The sequence below is a fragment of the Vibrio sp. 2-1-2a genome (assembly GCF_032648565.1).
Lineage (GTDB): Bacteria > Pseudomonadota > Gammaproteobacteria > Enterobacterales > Vibrionaceae > Vibrio > Vibrio diabolicus.
Genome location: NZ_WBOH01000006.1, coordinates 337,310 through 354,786, shown reverse-complemented (window position 1 = coordinate 354,786; position 17,477 = coordinate 337,310). Strand labels below are relative to the sequence as shown.

At 45.6% G+C, this 17,477-nt stretch carries 13 protein-coding genes; 7 read left to right on the top strand and 6 right to left on the bottom strand.

Going from position 1 to position 17,477, the window contains the following annotated elements:
* Window positions 1-9 precede the first annotated feature (9 nt).
* Window positions 10-2,082: an ATP-binding protein gene (locus tag F7Y48_RS18005; protein ID WP_253651396.1), complete on the bottom strand. Its 2,073-nt coding sequence runs from the start codon at window positions 2,080-2,082 to the stop codon at window positions 10-12.
* Between the two features lie 169 nt (window positions 2,083-2,251).
* On the opposite strand from F7Y48_RS18005, the gene F7Y48_RS18000 reads away from it, so the two are divergent.
* Window positions 2,252-3,601 (top strand): sigma-54-dependent transcriptional regulator, encoded by a 1,350-nt coding sequence (locus F7Y48_RS18000; RefSeq protein ID WP_258504699.1) that lies wholly within the window; start codon window positions 2,252-2,254, stop codon window positions 3,599-3,601.
* A 45-nt stretch (window positions 3,602-3,646) separates the two neighbouring features.
* Here the strand turns inward: F7Y48_RS18000 and F7Y48_RS23615 are convergent, their stop codons facing one another.
* On the bottom strand, window positions 3,647-4,855 hold the full coding sequence (locus tag F7Y48_RS23615) for a diguanylate cyclase (protein WP_410483275.1): 1,209 nt from the start codon (window positions 4,853-4,855) through the stop codon (window positions 3,647-3,649).
* Window positions 4,856-4,958: 103 nt separating this feature from the next.
* Complete coding sequence (brnQ, locus tag F7Y48_RS17990) at window positions 4,959-6,269, bottom strand: branched-chain amino acid transport system II carrier protein (RefSeq protein ID WP_316685188.1); 1,311 nt, start codon at window positions 6,267-6,269, stop codon at window positions 4,959-4,961.
* A gap of 836 nt (window positions 6,270-7,105) precedes the next feature.
* On the opposite strand from brnQ, the gene F7Y48_RS17985 reads away from it, so the two are divergent.
* The 5 genes from F7Y48_RS17985 to F7Y48_RS17965 all read left to right on the top strand — a co-directional run bounded on the left by F7Y48_RS17985 (window position 7,106) and on the right by F7Y48_RS17965 (window position 12,932).
* Window positions 7,106-8,116, top strand: a complete 1,011-nt coding sequence (locus tag F7Y48_RS17985; RefSeq protein WP_005374185.1) for a TAXI family TRAP transporter solute-binding subunit — start codon at window positions 7,106-7,108, stop codon at window positions 8,114-8,116.
* 88 nt (window positions 8,117-8,204) lie between these two features.
* Entirely contained in the window at window positions 8,205-10,328 is a 2,124-nt protein-coding gene (locus F7Y48_RS17980) for a TRAP transporter permease (protein ID WP_316685186.1), read from the top strand.
* Between the two features lie 8 nt (window positions 10,329-10,336).
* Window positions 10,337-11,569 carry an L-2-hydroxyglutarate oxidase gene (lhgO, locus tag F7Y48_RS17975; RefSeq protein WP_258504709.1) on the top strand — a complete coding sequence of 411 codons (1,233 nt, stop codon included), beginning with the start codon at window positions 10,337-10,339 and terminating at the stop codon, window positions 11,567-11,569.
* A gap of 195 nt (window positions 11,570-11,764) precedes the next feature.
* A complete protein-coding gene (locus tag F7Y48_RS17970) occupies window positions 11,765-12,460 on the top strand; it encodes a glycoside hydrolase family 19 protein (protein ID WP_048624675.1) in 696 nt (231 codons plus the stop codon).
* On the top strand, window positions 12,405-12,932 hold the full coding sequence (locus F7Y48_RS17965) for a hypothetical protein (RefSeq protein ID WP_258504712.1): 528 nt from the start codon (window positions 12,405-12,407) through the stop codon (window positions 12,930-12,932). Before F7Y48_RS17970 ends, F7Y48_RS17965 begins: the two co-directional genes overlap by 56 nt.
* A 40-nt stretch (window positions 12,933-12,972) precedes the next feature.
* Here the strand turns inward: F7Y48_RS17965 and F7Y48_RS17960 are convergent, their stop codons facing one another.
* From F7Y48_RS17960 to F7Y48_RS17950, 3 genes are all read right to left on the bottom strand, one after another.
* Window positions 12,973-13,371: a cystatin gene (locus F7Y48_RS17960; protein WP_316685185.1), complete on the bottom strand. Its 399-nt coding sequence runs from the start codon at window positions 13,369-13,371 to the stop codon at window positions 12,973-12,975.
* A 174-nt stretch (window positions 13,372-13,545) separates the two neighbouring features.
* Window positions 13,546-14,544 (bottom strand): cytochrome d ubiquinol oxidase subunit II, encoded by a 999-nt coding sequence (gene cydB, locus F7Y48_RS17955; RefSeq protein ID WP_005374173.1) that lies wholly within the window; start codon window positions 14,542-14,544, stop codon window positions 13,546-13,548.
* Window positions 14,545-14,554: 10 nt separating this feature from the next.
* Window positions 14,555-15,943, bottom strand: coding sequence for a cytochrome ubiquinol oxidase subunit I (locus tag F7Y48_RS17950; RefSeq protein ID WP_316685184.1), 1,389 nt, complete (start codon window positions 15,941-15,943; stop codon window positions 14,555-14,557).
* Between the two features lie 162 nt (window positions 15,944-16,105).
* On the opposite strand from F7Y48_RS17950, the gene F7Y48_RS17945 reads away from it, so the two are divergent.
* Complete coding sequence (locus tag F7Y48_RS17945; RefSeq protein ID WP_109168841.1) at window positions 16,106-17,350, top strand: NADH:ubiquinone reductase (Na(+)-transporting) subunit B; 1,245 nt, start codon at window positions 16,106-16,108, stop codon at window positions 17,348-17,350.
* Window positions 17,351-17,477 lie beyond the last annotated feature (127 nt).

The following is a 17,477-nucleotide window of genomic DNA, read 5'->3' as shown; positions in this document are numbered from 1 at the left end:
GGCGTTGGATTAGCTACGATGAGGAGCGAGCTCAAACATTAAGGTGAAGGACATGCCTTTATCAGCGTTGAGCTGCGCACTGACTTTCCCTTGCATATCTCGCATATTGTTGGCGGTAATGGAAAGCCCTAACCCCAGTCCTTCACCAATTTTTTTACTGGTTTGGAAAGGCTCGAACATGGTATCGAGTTGGTCTGAAGGTACCCCACACCCATTATCACTTACCACGACCTCGACATTATCGGAAGTGGGTGTAACGGCAATCATTAACTGTGGATCTTGGGTCTCTTTCATCGCATCTAATGCGTTGGAAATTAGGTTGCCGAGCACTTGTTGTAGGCGTTGCTCTTCGCCAATGATATTGGGTAAGTCGTTGGGAATGCGTACCCGAACATCTACCTTCGCGAGTTGAGATTGATAGACGCGTAGCGTCTCTTCTAAAGCGTTTGTCAGCGATATCTCGTGCAGTGTCTCTGGTTTATTGTAGGCAAACGTTTTTAGCTGACTGGTCATGCTTGCCATGCGGTCAATCAACTTTTGAATCAACTTGTTATTGGCTTTCATCATGTCTGTTTGTCCACGTTCTGCTAGCAACTCGTTGGTGGTTAAAAGGGTACGCAGGCCAGTCAATGGTTGGTTTAACTCGTGGGTAATCGCGCTCGACATTCTGCCCAATGCTGCCATTTTGCTTGATTCAATCAATTGCTCTTGGGCTTGTTTTAAAGCTTGAGTTCGCTCTTCCACTCTTTGAGCGAGCTCTTGGTTAATCAGTTGCAGCGATTGTTCCGCTTTTTTACGTTTGCTAATGTCGATTATGGTAGCAAGGAAATACTGCTCACCGTGCCATGGGAAGCTAGTGAGTGAAAATAGTACAGGAAATACGCTGCCATCACTGCGTCGCGCCATGGTTTCTACAGCGCTAATCTCTGCTAGTTCCTTATGCTTTGGCAGATCTCTAAGCAAAGTGAGTGTGGTCGAATTTGAATTACCCGCATCAAATAACTCCCAGGCGAAGGTATGACGATTCACACTTTCAGGAAGACAAAAAAGGCGTTTTGCCATTGGGTTGAGGTCGAACAATAGACCTTGTTCATCAATCAACAACAAACCAACATGTGTTTTATTGATCATCTGTTTAAGTCGGCGTTGCGATTCTTCTAGTAAGGCTTGAATACGCTGCTGATTGAGATGTTTTTGTCGACGCTGTAAACCAATGATGACCAACAGGATAAGGAGCAGGAGGAGCGCTGCGATGCTCCATCCAATGACACTAATCGTTTGCTGAACAGGTTTGGTCGGAATAAGGTAACTGACAAACCAGTTTAAGTCGTCCAGCTTTACTGTGTGTGCAAAGTAGCGCTGCTGATTGAGAGTCCAGAAATGAATCACCGTATTGTCATACAGCGTTTGAGTTTCGACTTTGACTTGGTTATTCGGTTCATTAAACCAGTCGGCGTTATAGTTTGTGCTGCTGGAGAGGAAGAAGCGTTGATGGCGATTTTGTAGCGTGATGATGTCTTGGCTGGTGATGGTCTGCTCTGTTAGCAAACTCAGGTTGATTTGAACAACAACGATGCCCGCTATCTCCAAACCATCAAAAATTGGTGCAGAGAGGTAGTAAAGCGGACTAGAACCTTTTGTTTTATTCACCAGTGAGACGCCTTCTCCCTGACGTTGTATTTGTTCGACAATCGCACGGCGGTCAGAGCGGCTGAACCGTTCATCGATCAGACTCGATACCAACACTTCTCCCGAGGTTGAAAGTATCAACCAACCCTCTGTATTCGCGGCTTTATCGAGCTGTGTCAGTTGTGCTTGAAGTGGCTCGTAGTAGTTTAAATTGCCTTTCACAAACGCAATTGTTTCTGGGTTATTCGTGACGAGATAGGGAAGGTGATAGAAACGTTTTAATGCTCGGCGGACTTCACCAATGTAGTCGAGGAGTTTCTGTTGTGCTTCTTGTTGAGTTTGGACGCTCAGCCATTGATGGGCCACCTCTCGGCTAGCACCGTAGAAAAAGATCACCAGCGCACTGATCAATACGGCGGTTAGCCACATTTTCCCATTCTTAGTGCGCTGCATACGAGCTCCGTTTGGCTGAACATAGTTATCGTAGTTGGTAGTGAAAGAGTGCGCTTAACTGATTGGATGTTAAAGAATTGTGATTAAGAAGTGGGATCTAGCTCCTTTTCTATAGCATGGTTTTTGCTAACTTTAGCAAAGACTTCTATCACCGATCAGGCAGTAACTCATGACTTTTGACGACATTCCGCGTATCGCCCTAATTGAAGATGATGACATCGTTCGTCAAGCAACAAGCCAATGGCTGCAATTGGCAGGGTTTGACGTCACAGCTTTTAGCTCGGGAGAGGAAGGCAAAACCGCCATTCTGAACCAAGAGTTTGATGCGATAGTTAGTGATGTTCGTTTGCCAGATACTGATGGAATTTCGATTTTAGAGAGCCTTATTGCGAATCACATTCCAACACCAATGATACTAATTACTGGTCATGGTGATGTGGATATGGCGGTGAATGCGCTACAAAACGGCGCGTTTGATTTTATTGAAAAACCTTTCCAGCCGGAGCGTTTGTCTCAACGCGTCACAGATGCGGTCGAGAGCCACCGCGCGCAAACATCGACGCTTCACCGCCAAGAGTATCTAGCTAGCGTGAGTGGTTTAGAAGAGGTGCTCATTGGTCAAAGTCGAGTGATGCAGCAATTACGCGAGCAAGTTGCGAAATTGGCGAAAATCGATACTAACGTGATCATTTACGGCGAAACAGGTAGTGGTAAAGAGCTGGTGGCGACCAGTTTGCACAATGAAAGCCAAAGAAAACCTCATCACTTTGTGCCGATAAACTGTGGTGCGATTCCAGAACACCTTTTCGAGAGTGAGTTGTTTGGTCACGAAGCTGGGGCCTTCACCGGTGCAAACAAACGACGCATCGGCAAGTTGGAATACGCCGATAAAGGCACGTTGTTTTTTGACGAGATAGAAAGCATGCCGCTGTCCATGCAGGTGAAAGTGCTGCGTTCATTACAGGAACATACAGTTGAGCGCGTTGGAGGCAATCAACAGATTTCGGTTGATTTGAGAGTGATCGCCGCCGCGAAAGAAGATCTCAATGATCATGATGAGTTTCGTCAAGATTTGTATTATCGACTCAATGTGGCGCAGATCTATTTGCCACCATTACGTGAGCGAGAAGAAGATTCACTGATTTTGTTTGAGCACTTCACCTTGCAAACTAACCCTGAAACCAGACCATTGAGTGATGCCGACAGAAACGCTGTGCTTTCCTACGCTTGGCCTGGGAATGTTCGAGAGCTGCGAAACGTGGCTATGCGTTTTGCTTTGGATGAAACGGTATCTGTGATGGAAATTCTCTCTAGCCGTCCTTCGTCAACCACGGAGGAGACGCAAGTGGGTGTTCCTCTGGTTATTCAATTACATAATTTTGAGCGTAAGGTGCTGCATGATTCATTGGTCAGGCATCACGGACGCATTAACGAGGTGATGCAGGAATTGGATTTACCTCGTCGAACTTTGAATCAAAAGATGCAAAAGTTTGGTTTAAATCGCTCTGATTATACTTAATGCAATTTTTAAGCTGATTTACCGCTATGGGCGTCACAAATATGATTATGCGCTTTTCGAGGGAGTCGGGACAAACTTATAAGTTAGGCCTTTCCCTTCTCCAAACAAGGTGACTTGGTTTCTGCCCGTATGTTTAGAGCTATACAGCGCTTCGTCTGCTTCAGCAACGACCTCGTGAAGCGATTGTCCCTCAGATAACTCACTGATTCCAAAGCTCATGGTGATCTCATTTTCGAATGACTGCAGTGAGGCTTCTGTTTCTACCGCTAGGCGAATTTGCTCGGCAACAATTTTGGCTCGGTGTGCTTTTTCAAGTAAAACAATCATGAACTCATCACCACCAAATCGTACTGTGCAAGCTGACTCCGGGAGGTGTTTCTTAAAGATAGCGGCAATCGTAGCCATGACGGAATCGCCTACCGTATGGCCGTAGTGATCATTAATTACTTTGAACTCGTCCATGTCGGTCATGATGATGCTTATTGATTGGTTCCGTTTGTGCGCTTGATTAACAAGGTTTGGAACAATTTCTTCCATCGCGCGACGATTATGAAGCCCTGTGAGAGCGTCTAAATGTGAGAGATCATTGATTGACTGTATCAAGCGGCCATTAATTAGCCACAACATGCTAAAGCTCATAGCGACAATCAGACAGATGCTAAGTAAAAACGTCATCTGGTGGATAAAACCTGCGGTCATAAAATTTGGCACTTCATTGGCGAAAGCGCTCCAAAGTGCTCTGAAGCCCATAAAAATACTGAAGCAAAAGAAGGAGCACGCCATCACTATGGTTGGGAGTTTTTGGTCTTGCTTGGTACCTTTCAGCATGGCGATCCCACTAAAAAACGTAACGATGCAGATATAAACACTTAAGCAAATGATACGGCTTTTAATTGAATGGTCATGGAAGGTGAAATAATAAAACGAACCGCTGAAAATGGGCGTTAAAAAAGCGAGTGAGTGGGCCAGTTTTAGAGGGAATTGACGAAAAATGCTCACGCTGTAAAGCGTAAGCAAGAAGCCGATTAATATGAGCGTATTCGCTATGACGATGGTAAGCCAATCTGGTGCGGAGCCTCTAAATCCCAGTAAAAAAGGCCCAAAGCCAATAAATAACAGCGAGAGAGAAAAAGTTTTTAAGCCTTTGATTTTTTTCTGTGTGTATTGGTAACAAAGTAGACTGATTGAGTAAATGCAAGAGAACAGAATAACGATAAAGTTGAGCGTTCTGATGTCTAAATACTGATTGTCCATAAGCGCTCCACATCAATCCATAGTTCAGGCAACTCCTTTGCCTGATATCAATAAGCGAACTACATATTAACTTACTTATTGAGTGATGTCTTATGTTAAACGGCTATTCATTTACCAGCTCGAATTGTTCGGTTTGGTTGGTTTTCGCCGTAAACAGCAGACCAACAATCATCATAAATACGCTAGGTATAATCCAGCTAGCAAAGTCATTGTACAGAGGCATGTAATTACCCATCCACTCATCGGTGGAATCTGGCATGTAACCTAGGATGTGCAGCGCATCAACACAACCAAACGCTAGAGCAGTGAACGCCGTCGCGACGACCATGATTTGCGACATCTTGTTGCGCACTGGTGCCATGATCATCAACGCAATCGCTACTGGGTGAAGCGCCACAACCGCTGGCAATGTGATAGCCAATAGTTGCTCTAGACCTACGTTAGCGATTAAACCTGCCAACACCATGGTCGTGATCACGCAGCCTTTGTAGTTCACTTTGCTGAAAGTGTTGTCGTAAAACTCACTGCCTGCGGTGGTTACGCCGATAGCAGTAGTCAAACACGCCAATACCATCACGGCACCTAGTAATAGTGAGCCAAATGCACCGAAGTGGCTGAAGGTGAACGCTGTTAAGATGTCGCCACCATTGCTGAACTCAGAACCCAAGTACGAGCTCGTCGAACCAATGTAAGCCAATGAGATGTAAACAAATGCCATGGCAACGGCGTACATCAAAGCTGCGATTAGCGTGTATTTTGCGGTGGCTTTCGGACAATCCACCCCCATGCTGCGAATCGCTCGGAAGATGATCCAACCAAAACCGATAGAACCTAACGCATCCATGGTCATGTAGCCTTGCGTCAAGCCTTCAGCAAATGCGCCAGATACGTATGGTCCCGTTGCGGCAGTTAGCTCGCCGGTTGGGTAAATCAGAGCGGTCACAGACATGATCACTAAAATAGCCATCAATGCAGGGGTTAAGATCTTGCCTAGGTTGTCGACCAATTTGCCCGGGTATAGCGCAAACAAAATGGTGATAACACAGAAAGCAATTGTGAAAGGCACCAAAGCGGCATCACCAAACATTGGTGCAAAGCTAAATTGGTAAGCCACGGTAATCGCGCGTGGTATTACGAATGCAGGACCAATCACGATAAATACCATTACCCAAAAACTGGTCGCCAAAGGTTTAGGTAGGGCTGCGGTTAATTTATCTGAACCGTTTACGATAGCGACCATCACCAGTGCCATTGCAGGCAGACCTACGCCCGTTAAGAGGAAGCCAGACATCCCGCTCAGAAAGTTTTCACCTGCTTGGTAACCCAAAAATGGAGGGAAGATCAGGTTACCCGCGCCTAAGTACATGGCGAAAGTCATGAAGCCCAAAGCGGCGATATTGCGTGCGCTTAACATTGTTATTCCTCTTATGTTTCGCTTGGAAGAAACTGAAAGGAATGGGAGGAGTATGTGGTGTTCCCGTCAGCTTCTTCTCAAGCTGACAGAAAGTTTAGATATAGCCTGTCAGCTCTGAATCAGTTTCAGAGAGAGCAGGAGGATCGCAGCAGCAACGCCAGATGGGCGTTTTAAAGCGAATTGTAATTGCGCAGTTGCTGACATGGGTGATCCTTAATGACGAAAAAATACCAAGGAATAGGTTTGCCTTGGCGTGTTGTTACCCTAACGAACATGAGGCTATTGGCACAACCCCGAAGTAGAAAATAAGTTGATACGGTTAATGTTTGTTTCTGAACTGGTGGATCGAACTGCTTTTTTAATTCAAAATTAGAATAAATGACTTATCAATTCTGTAACATGGCTTGTTTTGCTGTATTTTTGTGCTATTTGTAGTCGTTTAGGCTATAAACTTCCGCTGATAAAGTGAGCAGTTTAGAATGATGCGCTTTTTCTTCTTATTGTTAAGACGCTCATTAGTTGCAGTTCAATCCAAAATTGCATCGGCAAAATATTGCTTATCAGCCAATCGTGCATTTATTTTGTCTTGATCACATTTTATTAACCTTTTGCGCTCTAGGCGTGCAACCTCCTTCTCTTCAATGAGCAAGATCTTGCTCATTACTTTGCTATCAAATCAGCATGATTTTGCTCATTTTTGATGTCTTTCAGCGCTTAGTTCAATAAATACAAAGGGTTAAAAGTTGGCATTTCAATTGCTATAGGGAATTTGTTGTTAATAAGGATTTAACATGATGTAAATCCCCAATCGTGAAACGACTACACGGAGAGTAATAATGAAAATGAATAAGCTGGTAAAAGCTTTGGCTGTCGCTGTGACTTCTTTTGGTATTGCGGCTAACGCTGCGGCAGAGGACCGTAGCTACATTCTTGCTACGGCATCGACAGGTGGTACTTACTACCCTGTGGGCGTAGCGTTGGCGACGTTAAGCAAAGTGAAATTGGCACCAAAGCACCACTTCTCCCTTTCTGCAATCAGCTCTGCGGGCTCTGGTGAAAACGTCAAACTGCTGAACGAGAACGAAGCACAGTTCGCGATCCTACAAGGTCTTTACGGTGCTTGGGCTTGGTCTGGTGAAGGTCCTTATGAGAAGAGCGGTCGTCAAGAACAACTGCGTTCAGTCTCTATGCTGTGGCAAAACGTTGAGCACTTTATTGTTCGCTCTGACTTAGCAAAAACTGGCACGGTGACAGATCTGAACAACCTAGACGGTAAAAAGTTCTCTATCGGTAAGAAGAATTCTGGTACTGAGAACTCGGGTCGCCAAATCATGAAAGGTCTGAAGGTAGACCCTGATAAATTCAACCTTGCTTACATGGGTTACGGCGGCAGTGCGAGCGCACTTCAAAACGGCACCATTGACGGTATGAACACGCCTGCAGGTGTACCTGTTGGTGCGGTCACTCAAGCTTTTGCTGCGCTGGGTAAAGACATTTCGATCCTTTCGTTTACTGACGAGCAAATCAAAGAGGCGAACGGCAACTACAACCTATGGACGAAGTACGAGATCCCTGCGAACACGTATCCAGGTCTAGATAAGCCGATCACCACCATTGCACAGCCTAACTTCTTGGCAGTTCGTGAAGATATCTCGGAAGAAGACGTTTACCAGCTAACCAAAGCGATCTACGAGAACCTGCCTTTCCTACAAGGCATCCACAAAGCAACAAAAGCAATGGCGATTGAGAAAGCGATTGCTGGCTTGCCAGTGCCTCTTCACCCAGGTGCGGCGCGTTACTACAAAGAAATGGGCATCGAAATCCCATCAGACCTAATGGCGAAATAACGCCAACTTCGCCCTGAGTTTCGGCTCGGGGCATTTTATCCCTACCGATATCTAAGATGGAAAAAGCCGCCAGAGCTTGGAGTATGAGATGAGCGACTCAATAGAAAAGGAATTGCAGAAATTTGAGCTGCCCACGCGCACAGATTTTCCGTGGGTAACCACCACAATCACAGTGTTTGGCGTGGTGTTGTCTGCTTTGCACATTTGGTTTAATACCTTATCGACGTTACCGGAGTTATGGATTTCCGCGACCCACTTTGCTGGTTTTGCGGTGATTTGTGCGCTTTGGTATCCGGCTCATATCTCTCTCAAGCAGAGTAAGGTTGCGCTCGGCATTGATGTGTTAATTGCTACGGGCGCGGTCGCGTGTTTGCTCTACATTCCCTATGCCGAAGATGCGCTGTATGAACGTGGCGTCAAGTTCGTGACCAGCGATTGGGTCTTCGCCATCATGGCAATTTTGATTGTTATCGAACTGATTCGACGCACCATGGGTTGGTTTATTCCAGTGCTGATTGTGGTGTGTTTAAGCTACGTTGTGCTTTGGGGGAAGTGGGCGACAGGTATTTTCCACTTCCCGGGGTTGAGCATGGAAACCTTGCTCTACCGTAGCTTTTATTCTTCTGAGGGCATGTTTGGTTCTATCTCGCGCATCAGTTGGACTTTCGTATTCATGTTCATTCTGTTTGGTGCGTTTCTTGTTCGCTCAGGTGTTGGTGATTATATCATCAATGTGGCACGTGCTGCGGCTGGCAAAATCATCGGTGGTCCGGGTTTTATCGCAGTTATTGGCTCCGGTTTGATGGGCTCAGTGTCTGGCTCAAGCGTGGCAAATACGGTTTCAACCGGTGTTATCAGTATTCCTTTGATGCAAAAAGCAGGTTTTCCTTCGCGCTTCGCGGCGGGCGTTGAAGCTGCGGCGTCGACAGGTGGTCAGTTGATGCCACCAGTGATGGGAGCGGGCGCTTTCATCATGGCGTCTTACACGCAAATTCCTTATGTTGATATTATTGCCGTTTCTTTCATTCCTGCTCTTATCTATTTCTTGTCTGTGGCGTTCTTTGTGCGTATCGAAGCCAAACGCAGCGGCGTTCAAAAAATCACGACTAGCGATGAATCTCTACTGAAAGTGTTGATCAGCGGTTGGCACAACCTTATCCCACTGGCGGTATTGGTCACTTTGTTGGTTCAAGGTTTTACGCCAACTTACGCTGCGGGCTTGTCGATCATTTCAGTGGTGGTGGCTTCTTGGTTTTCGAAAGATCATAAGATGGGACCAAAAGCGATCATCGAAGCACTTTCGCAAGGCGCGAAAAACATGGCGACAACCGCTGTATTGCTGGTGGGTATTGGTTTGGTGATCAACGTGATCAGTACAACGGGCATCGGCAACACGTTCTCATTGATGATCGATGGTTGGGCGAATGGTGACTTGTTCATCATGATCGTTCTGATTGCACTCGCTTCTCTTGTTTTGGGTATGGGCTTACCCGTGACAGCGGCGTATATTGTATTGGGCACATTGTCTGCCCCTGCGCTTTACAAGTTGATTGCGGAAAACCAATTGCTTGAATTGATGGTGTCAGGTCAATTGCCAGAGCAAGCAAAAGCGATCTTTATGTTGGCAGCGCCAGAAAAGCTGGAACTGCTTAATGCACCAATGGCGTTGGAAACGGCGAAAGAAATGGTGGCGCTAGTACCTGCGGACTTTATGGAAACCCTACTAGAGCAAAGTTTGGGTATGGAAGCGGTAGGTTTAGCACTGCTGGCTGCTCATCTCATCATCTTCTGGCTATCGCAAGACAGTAACGTAACACCACCAGTGTGTTTGACCGCTTTTGCAGCAGCGACCATTGCTAAAACACCGCCAATGCGCACCGGTTTAATGGCGTGGAAAATCGCCAAAGGTTTGTATCTTGTACCGTTGTTGATTGCTTACACAGGCTTAGTCAGTTGGGATGTAACGTCGGTAATTACCGTGGGCTTCTTCGCCATCATCGGTACTTATGCATTGATTGGTGCGATTGAAGGCTACTTGGAAGGTCCTCTAAACATTCTGACGCGGCTCTTGTTGGTAGTGGTGGGTACATTGCTGGTTTGGCACGACATCCCAATGTTGGTTCGTGTGGCAAGCTGCGCGGTATTTGTCGCGGTGTTCATTTACAGTGGTCGCAAGTTCAAATTGCAACAATCTCAACTATCGGTTTTATAAGAGGTCGTATGAAATCAGTCTATGACTACATCATTGTTGGTGGCGGTATCGTTGGTGTGTCGACAGCATGGCAACTGCAGCAACGTCACCCAGACAAATCCATTTTATTGGTTGAGAAAGAGTCCGGTTTTGCCAAGCACCAAACCGGACACAATAGCGGCGTGATTCATGCCGGGGTGTACTACGCACCGGGCAGCTTAAAGGCGGATTTTTGTAAGCGTGGAGTAGAGCGAACCATTTCGTTCTGCGCCGAGCACGATATTCCGGTGGAGAACTGTGGCAAGTTACTGGTTGCGACCAACGAGCAAGAAGTCGAACGCATGAATGCCCTCTATGAGCGCTGCCATGTCAACGGCATCGACGTAAAGCTACTCGATGAAGTCCAACTCAAGCTGGCTGAACCAAACATCACAGGCTTGGGTGCGATTTATGTCAAAACTACCAGTATTGTCGATTATCGTTTGGTCACAGAGCAGATGGCGGAAGAGTTTAAAAAGCTCGGCGGTCAAATCAGTCTGAGAACCAAAGTGGTGGCTGCCGAAGAGAAGGATGAAGAAGTTCAACTGACCTGCATTTCAGACGGTCAAACCATGCAGCTTAATACCAAGTTCTTGGTTACTTGCAGCGGCTTGATGGCGGATCGTATGACTAAGATGATGGGTATTCCAACTGACTTTCAGATCATCCCTTATCGTGGTGAATACTACCGCTTAGATAGCAAACACGACCAAGTGGTGAATCATCTTATTTATCCAATTCCCGACCCTGATTTGCCATTCTTGGGCGTCCACCTGACTCGCATGATTGATGGCAGTGTGACCGTAGGTCCAAATGCGGTGCAAGGCTGGAAGCGAGAAGGGTACGATAAGGTCAACTTTAGCCTGCAAGATACCATGCAGATGCTCAGCTTCTCCGGTTTCTGGAAGGTGACACAAAAGCATCTAAAAACCGGATTGGATGAGTTTAAGAACTCGTGGTGGAAGCCGGGCTATCTCAAACTGGTCAATAAGTACTGCCCAAGCATCAAGGTCGAAGACCTCAAACCATATCCTGCGGGTATTCGCGCGCAAGCAGTGTTATCCGATGGCACTTTGGTTCATGACTTCCTGTTTGCCGAGAGCGCAAGAAGCCTACACGTTTGCAACGCCCCCTCTCCCGCAGCGACATCGGCAATGCCTATTGGGGAGTACATTTGCGATAAAGTGAATAAGAAGATAGAGGCGAAAGCCGAGTTGGTTTAACAGTAAAAAGCCATATTAAAATATATGAGCGAAAAGAATGCTTTTCTAGAATATTGACTGGTATGTCATTTGCCGCACAATAATGTAATTAGTATGTAAGAAATGGTTTTAAAGTGTCGTAATACAATGTCAACTTCAAATTTTATAGGTGATTTTTTGTTCTTTCAGTTTTAATCTTCATCAGATGGAGGGACTATGATTACAAAACGGCACCTTAGAAAAGTATGGAAGAATGAAACTAAAGTTTCAGAAGACTATTTAGTGATTATTAGCAAAGAACTTTCTATGAAGATCTCTGAATGTAAGTTAGACAGTGAACTGAGACTGTCACACTTTGTCGCTCAATTAGTAAAAGAGGTTGGTCCTGGAATGAGAATGGAGGAAAACCTGAATTATTCAGTTCAAGGATTGAAAAGCACTTTCAGAGTCTATCGGAATAGGCCGGAGTTAGCTGAAAAGCACGGGAGAAAAAATGCCATCAATCAAAAAGCAAACCAAGAAGCGATAGCAAATAATGCCTATGCCATGAAAATAGGCAATGGTGATGCAAGTACCGGAGATGGATGGAAATATCGCGGTAGAGGAATGATACAGTTAACAGGGAAAGGAAACTATTTAGCGACAGAAAGCATACACGCAAATATTTGGAACGAAAATACGAGCTTCTCTTCTTCGCCCCAGTTAGTTGCTCAACCTAAATATGCCATCAGGACTGCTATGATTTTTTGGCTGAAGAATAAACTATATTTAAAAGCCGATAAGGGAGCATCTAGAACGGTAACTGATAGTATTACTAGGGTTATTAATAAAAATACAGATTCATATGGACAACGACATGAGATATTTACCGAACTGTATAAAAAAGGTATTTTCAAAGAAATTTTTAAGTAGGGCTTTTGGAGCTTGTTTGATAGTACATTACCCTGCATTTTCCTTTCAGTTAACTAGTGTCGACGATGGTTATTTGCTGACTGATAATAAGTTTGAATCGGATTATATGGTATATACTCCGGGCGCGAAGGAAGCAGAAATTACTGATGCATATGACTTCGCTTGTGTTGGTAGCAAAATCGAAGTGGTTAAAATTAGAAGTGAAATTAACAATGCCGTGACTCATGGAGAGCAGCTCCAATATTACTTTTTTCTTGTTACTGAGAATAAAGCTTACTGGCCACTTAGAATTGTTGAATCTTTCCAGACCGTGGACAAAGATTCCCAGGAATTAGTATCAGAACATTTACCTTTCACAAAGCATGATGACCTTGGGTTAGCTTGTGATTTGATTAGACCTCAGGTTAAAAGCTATTACTTTTCCCAAGCTTTTGAAGCGATACCTAAACATACCCACAGTAAAGGCGACTGACTCAGTCGCCTTTACTGTTTTGACTGTAGAGCTGTAGTGTTTATTGCTCTTTGGAGCAAAGTTCGCCTTTCTTTGCGTGTCTTTCTATCATGTAATCGCCTCGGGCACTGTGCAATACAATTGCATTCCAGACTTGGCCATCTTGCAACTCGAACTCAAACGCATAATGGGTGCCGCCGACCATTTTCGTTCTCACCTCATGAATTGCTTTCAATTTATCATCGGCATTCATTTGATAAAGCACCATGTTGAGTGAGCGTCTTGCGTCAGGAGTTGCCTCAGCAAGTTGCCAATGGCTCTGTTCGTTTGTTGCGGAGCAAATAGACCGCATTTTACTTTTCATGGCGGATGACATTTGCTTGTCTACGGCCAATGCATTTGGTGAAAACAGTGGAACCGTCAAAAGAATCAAAGTTACCAGAAACTGCTTTAAGGTCATAAAAACACTCCGTTGTTTTACTCTTGCTTGAGTATAGACCTCAATAGCTTCAGATGTGGTGCAGTTGACTCCGGGCCTACAATATCGCAGTTCGTATCAACGAACTGATAACAAACAAGGCGACCACGCTTGCCAGCCAAATGCCAATGAACCACAAAATGGGTTTTAGTTTCATCAGTGATATCCTTCTCCACGTTTCATCTTGCCGCGGAAAACCCAGTACGAATAAGCCGTGTAGGCTATGATCAGAGGAAGTAATACCACCGCACCGGCAAGTAAAAATGCCAAACTTTTGTCTGGCGCGGCGACGTCTTGATAAGTGAGTGCGAATGGGACCAAGTAAGGGAATGTACTGACACCGAAACCCATCGCGGACACAAGAAACAGGCCGATCGCAAGAACGTAGGCTCGGACGGCTTTGTGGTCGAGTAAGGCTTTGAATAGCTGCCAAATGAGTGCCGCTGCAATAATTGGTAATATGAAAAACAGTAGTGAGTTTGGTAATGAGAACCAACGTTCAAAGACGATATTTTGGCTTAATGGCAGCCACAAACTGGCGATGAATATACAGGCTACCATCGCTAGTCCCCATCGTCGCGCGACCACGTAATAGCGCCCCATCAGCTCTTCTGGAAGCTTGATTAATAACCAGCATGAACCGAGAAGAATATAAGCACAAACAAGCGCCAGGCCACAAAATACGCTAAATGGTGAAAGCCAATCAAACCATCCACCTGCGTATGCTCGTTCACTAACCTCTATACCTTGGAGCAGGGTTCCGAGCATAATGCCTTGCATCAATGCCGCGGTGAGTGAACCAATGAAAAAAGCGCTATCCCATAAAAACTTTCCGCGTTGTGTTCGGAAGCGATACTCAAAAGAAACCCCGCGCAGAATTAACCCGAGCAGCATTAAAATCAGAGGAGCATAGAGTGCTGGCATAATGACCGCGTAGGCGAGGGGGAACACGGCAAAAAGCCCACCACCGCCAAGAACTAGCCAAGTTTCATTCCCATCCCAAACAGGAGCGATGCTGTTCATCATCATGTCGCGCTCTTCATCGTCATTCGCGCTGAGGAAGAGGATACCAATACCGAGATCAAAGCCATCTAACACGACATAAATCAGAACGGCGAGCCCAATCAAAGCGTACCAAATTAATGCGTAATCCATGAGTTAGCTCCTACGTTAGATGGTTAGAATGTGTGATGGCATCAGTTTTCGTGCCATCAGGAAGTCGGCTATCTAGACCTTCTTCATATCGAGTTGGAGACTTGCGCATCAAACGTAGGAGATAGAAGAAGCCAGCTCCAAAAACCACAAAGTAAACCACGATGAACGCCGTCAGGGAGACGCTCACCGCGGCGGCATCAATAGGCGATGCCGAATTGGCTGTGGTTAAAAGACCGTATACGGTGTAAGGCTGGCGACCGACTTCGGTGGTTATCCAGCCTGCTAAAACTGCAATGAACCCCGCTGGGGCAAACAGGACACAAATACGTTGAAGTGCCCTTGAATCAAAAAATTTGCGACGTTTTCTAAGCCATAGGCTCCACAAACCAATAACAAGCATGCCAAAACCAAGCGCGACCATTACTCGGAAAGACCAGAAAACGATAGAGACAGGAGGGTGTTCCTCCTCTGGAAAAGCATCTAATCCCTTCACTTCACCGTTGAGGTCATGAGTTAAAATCAAACTACCGAGTTTGGGGATTTCCAGTGCGTATTCCATACGTTTTTCGTCATCGTTAGGGATACCGAAGAGGATCAATGGCGCGCCTTGGTGAGACTCATAGTGCCCTTCCATCGCGGCGACTTTGGCGGGTTGATGTTCAAGGGTGTTTAATCCGTGCATGTCTCCAGCAACGATTTGAATTGGTGTCACGATGGCAGCCATCCACATTGCCATCGAGAACATAATTCTGGCTAGAGGGTTATGGTTTGATTTTAGCAAGTGATAAGCGGCAACGCCGGCTACAACAAAAGCAGTAGTAAGGTAAGCGGCGAGCAACATATGAACGAGCCGGTAAGGGAAGGAAGGGTTGAAGACAATCGCCCACCAGTCTTCTGGGATAAACTGTCCGGCTTCGTTGATACTGTAGCCCGCTGGTGTTTGCATCCAACTATTAACCGAAAGTATCCAAAACGCAGACAAAAACGTCCCGAATGCAACAATACAAGTCGCGGTGAAGTGAAGCTTCTTACCCACCTTATCCATACCGAAAAGCATCACGCCTAAAAACCCCGCTTCGAGGAAAAACGCAGTAAAAACTTCATAACCCATTAACGGGCCTAAGATTGGGCCTGTTTTGTCGGCAAATACGCTCCAGTTGGTCCCGAATTGATAGCTCAACACGATGCCACTTACCACACCCATACCAAAACTGATGGCGAAGATTTTGAGCCAGTATTTATAGATCTGCATGTACTGTTTGTTGCCCGTTTTTAAGTACAAGCCCTCTAACACGGCGAGGTAACTTGCCAAACCAATCGTAAACGCTGGAAAAATGATGTGGAAAGAGACAGTAAAGGCAAATTGGAATCTGGCTAAATCGATGGCGAGTGTGTCCATGGGCATTCCCTTTTAAGTTTCGAATTAACGGTTCGCCGAATTAGAAAATATGAGGGAAGAGCGACGAACAAAATGGAATACGAAGAGGGAAGGCTAAGAGATTAAAAAACGATCGCTTTTTACGGCAGTGCGTACCATCTTTTAGATAAAGGAGGAGTTGTTATGAGCCTTAAACACTACTTTGAGAAAGCGACACCTAAGTTTGGCCCTGGTGGGAAGTATCACAAGTTCTATCCATTGTTCGAAGCTGTCGAAACCATTTTTTACACGCCTGGTAAGGTTAACCAGGGCATGACTCACGTTCGAGATAGCATCGATTTAAAACGTATTATGATCATGGTGTGGCTGGCGGTCTTCCCAGCCATGTTCTGGGGTATGTACAACATAGGTCAGCAGTCCAGCGATGCTTTGTTGTATGGAATGGATCAAGCCTCAGCTCATCAAGCGCTGGCTTCTTCGTGGAAACTGAGTTGGGTATGGGGCTCGTTAGATGCGGTTTCACAGGCGGGGTGGGCAAGTAAAATGTGGCTTGGTGCTACTTACTTTCTCCCGGTTTATGCGACGGTGTTTATCGTTGGTGGTTTCTGGGAAGTTCTGTTTGCTATTGTGCGAAAGCATGAGGTAAATGAAGGCTTTTTTGTCAGCTCTATACTTTTTGCGCTGATCCTTCCACCGACAATTCCACTGTGGCAAGCGGCTTTAGGTATCACTTTCGGTATTGTTGTGGCGAAGGAGATTTTCGGTGGTACGGGGAGAAACTTCTTAAACCCGGCACTAGCAGGGCGAGCCTTCTTGTACTTCGCTTATCCCGCTAACATGTCTGGCGGGGCTGTTTGGGTTGCGGCAGATGGTTACTCTGGCGCAACACCGCTGAGCCAATGGTATGAAGGTGGACAAAGTGCCTTGATAAATAATATGACGGGACAGCCAATTTCATGGGGAGATGCTCTTGTTGGTAATTTGCCAGGCTCGATGGGTGAAGTCTCCACGTTATTGATTGCACTAACAGGCTTGGTTCTTATCTTTATGAAGATTGCGTCGTGGCGAATCGTTGCAGGCGTGTTGGTTGGTTTAGTGGCGGCTTCATTATTATTGAATGCGATCGGTTCGGACTCTAACCCAATGTTCTCCATGCCGTTTTACTGGCACTTCGTGATTGGTGGGGTCGCGTTTGGTACCTTCTTTATGGCGACAGATCCCGTCTCGGCGGCTTTTACCAATGGCGGTAAATGGGCATACGGACTATTAATCGGTGTGATGACGATTTTTATCCGAGTGCTGAACCCAGCGTATCCAGAAGGCATCATGTTAGCGATTCTATTTGCTAACTTATTCGCGCCACTTTTCGATTATTTAGTCAAAGAAAGTAATATCAAACGCAGAATGAAAAGGGCGAGACCTTCTTAAAATGAGGGTGACTTCACTGAAAGTTGATTGAAAACTGCACTATATTGAAAAGGTCAGAAACATGGGGTTTCTGGCTTTTTATTTTTATCAGGAGGACGAAGACGATGAGAATAAAGGATATTCTCGA

What these genes read in the sequence shown, in the direction of transcription:
- lhgO (WP_258504709.1), top strand. Translation starts at nt 10,337, where the DNA reads ATGAAATCAGTCTATGACTACATCATTGTTGGTGGCGGTATCGTTGGT.
- cydB (WP_005374173.1), bottom strand. Translation starts at nt 14,544, where the DNA reads ATGGATTACGCATTAATTTGGTACGCTTTGATTGGGCTCGCCGTTCTG.
- F7Y48_RS17945 (WP_109168841.1), top strand. Translation starts at nt 16,106, where the DNA reads ATGAGCCTTAAACACTACTTTGAGAAAGCGACACCTAAGTTTGGCCCT.
- F7Y48_RS17960 (WP_316685185.1), bottom strand. Translation starts at nt 13,371, where the DNA reads ATGACCTTAAAGCAGTTTCTGGTAACTTTGATTCTTTTGACGGTTCCA.
- F7Y48_RS18005 (WP_253651396.1), bottom strand. Translation starts at nt 2,082, where the DNA reads ATGCAGCGCACTAAGAATGGGAAAATGTGGCTAACCGCCGTATTGATC.
- F7Y48_RS23615 (WP_410483275.1), bottom strand. Translation starts at nt 4,855, where the DNA reads ATGGACAATCAGTATTTAGACATCAGAACGCTCAACTTTATCGTTATT.
- F7Y48_RS17980 (WP_316685186.1), top strand. Translation starts at nt 8,205, where the DNA reads ATGAGCGACTCAATAGAAAAGGAATTGCAGAAATTTGAGCTGCCCACG.
- F7Y48_RS18000 (WP_258504699.1), top strand. Translation starts at nt 2,252, where the DNA reads ATGACTTTTGACGACATTCCGCGTATCGCCCTAATTGAAGATGATGAC.
- F7Y48_RS17970 (WP_048624675.1), top strand. Translation starts at nt 11,765, where the DNA reads ATGATTACAAAACGGCACCTTAGAAAAGTATGGAAGAATGAAACTAAA.
- F7Y48_RS17950 (WP_316685184.1), bottom strand. Translation starts at nt 15,943, where the DNA reads ATGGACACACTCGCCATCGATTTAGCCAGATTCCAATTTGCCTTTACT.
- F7Y48_RS17985 (WP_005374185.1), top strand. Translation starts at nt 7,106, where the DNA reads ATGAAAATGAATAAGCTGGTAAAAGCTTTGGCTGTCGCTGTGACTTCT.
- F7Y48_RS17965 (WP_258504712.1), top strand. Translation starts at nt 12,405, where the DNA reads ATGAGATATTTACCGAACTGTATAAAAAAGGTATTTTCAAAGAAATTT.
- brnQ (WP_316685188.1), bottom strand. Translation starts at nt 6,269, where the DNA reads ATGTTAAGCGCACGCAATATCGCCGCTTTGGGCTTCATGACTTTCGCC.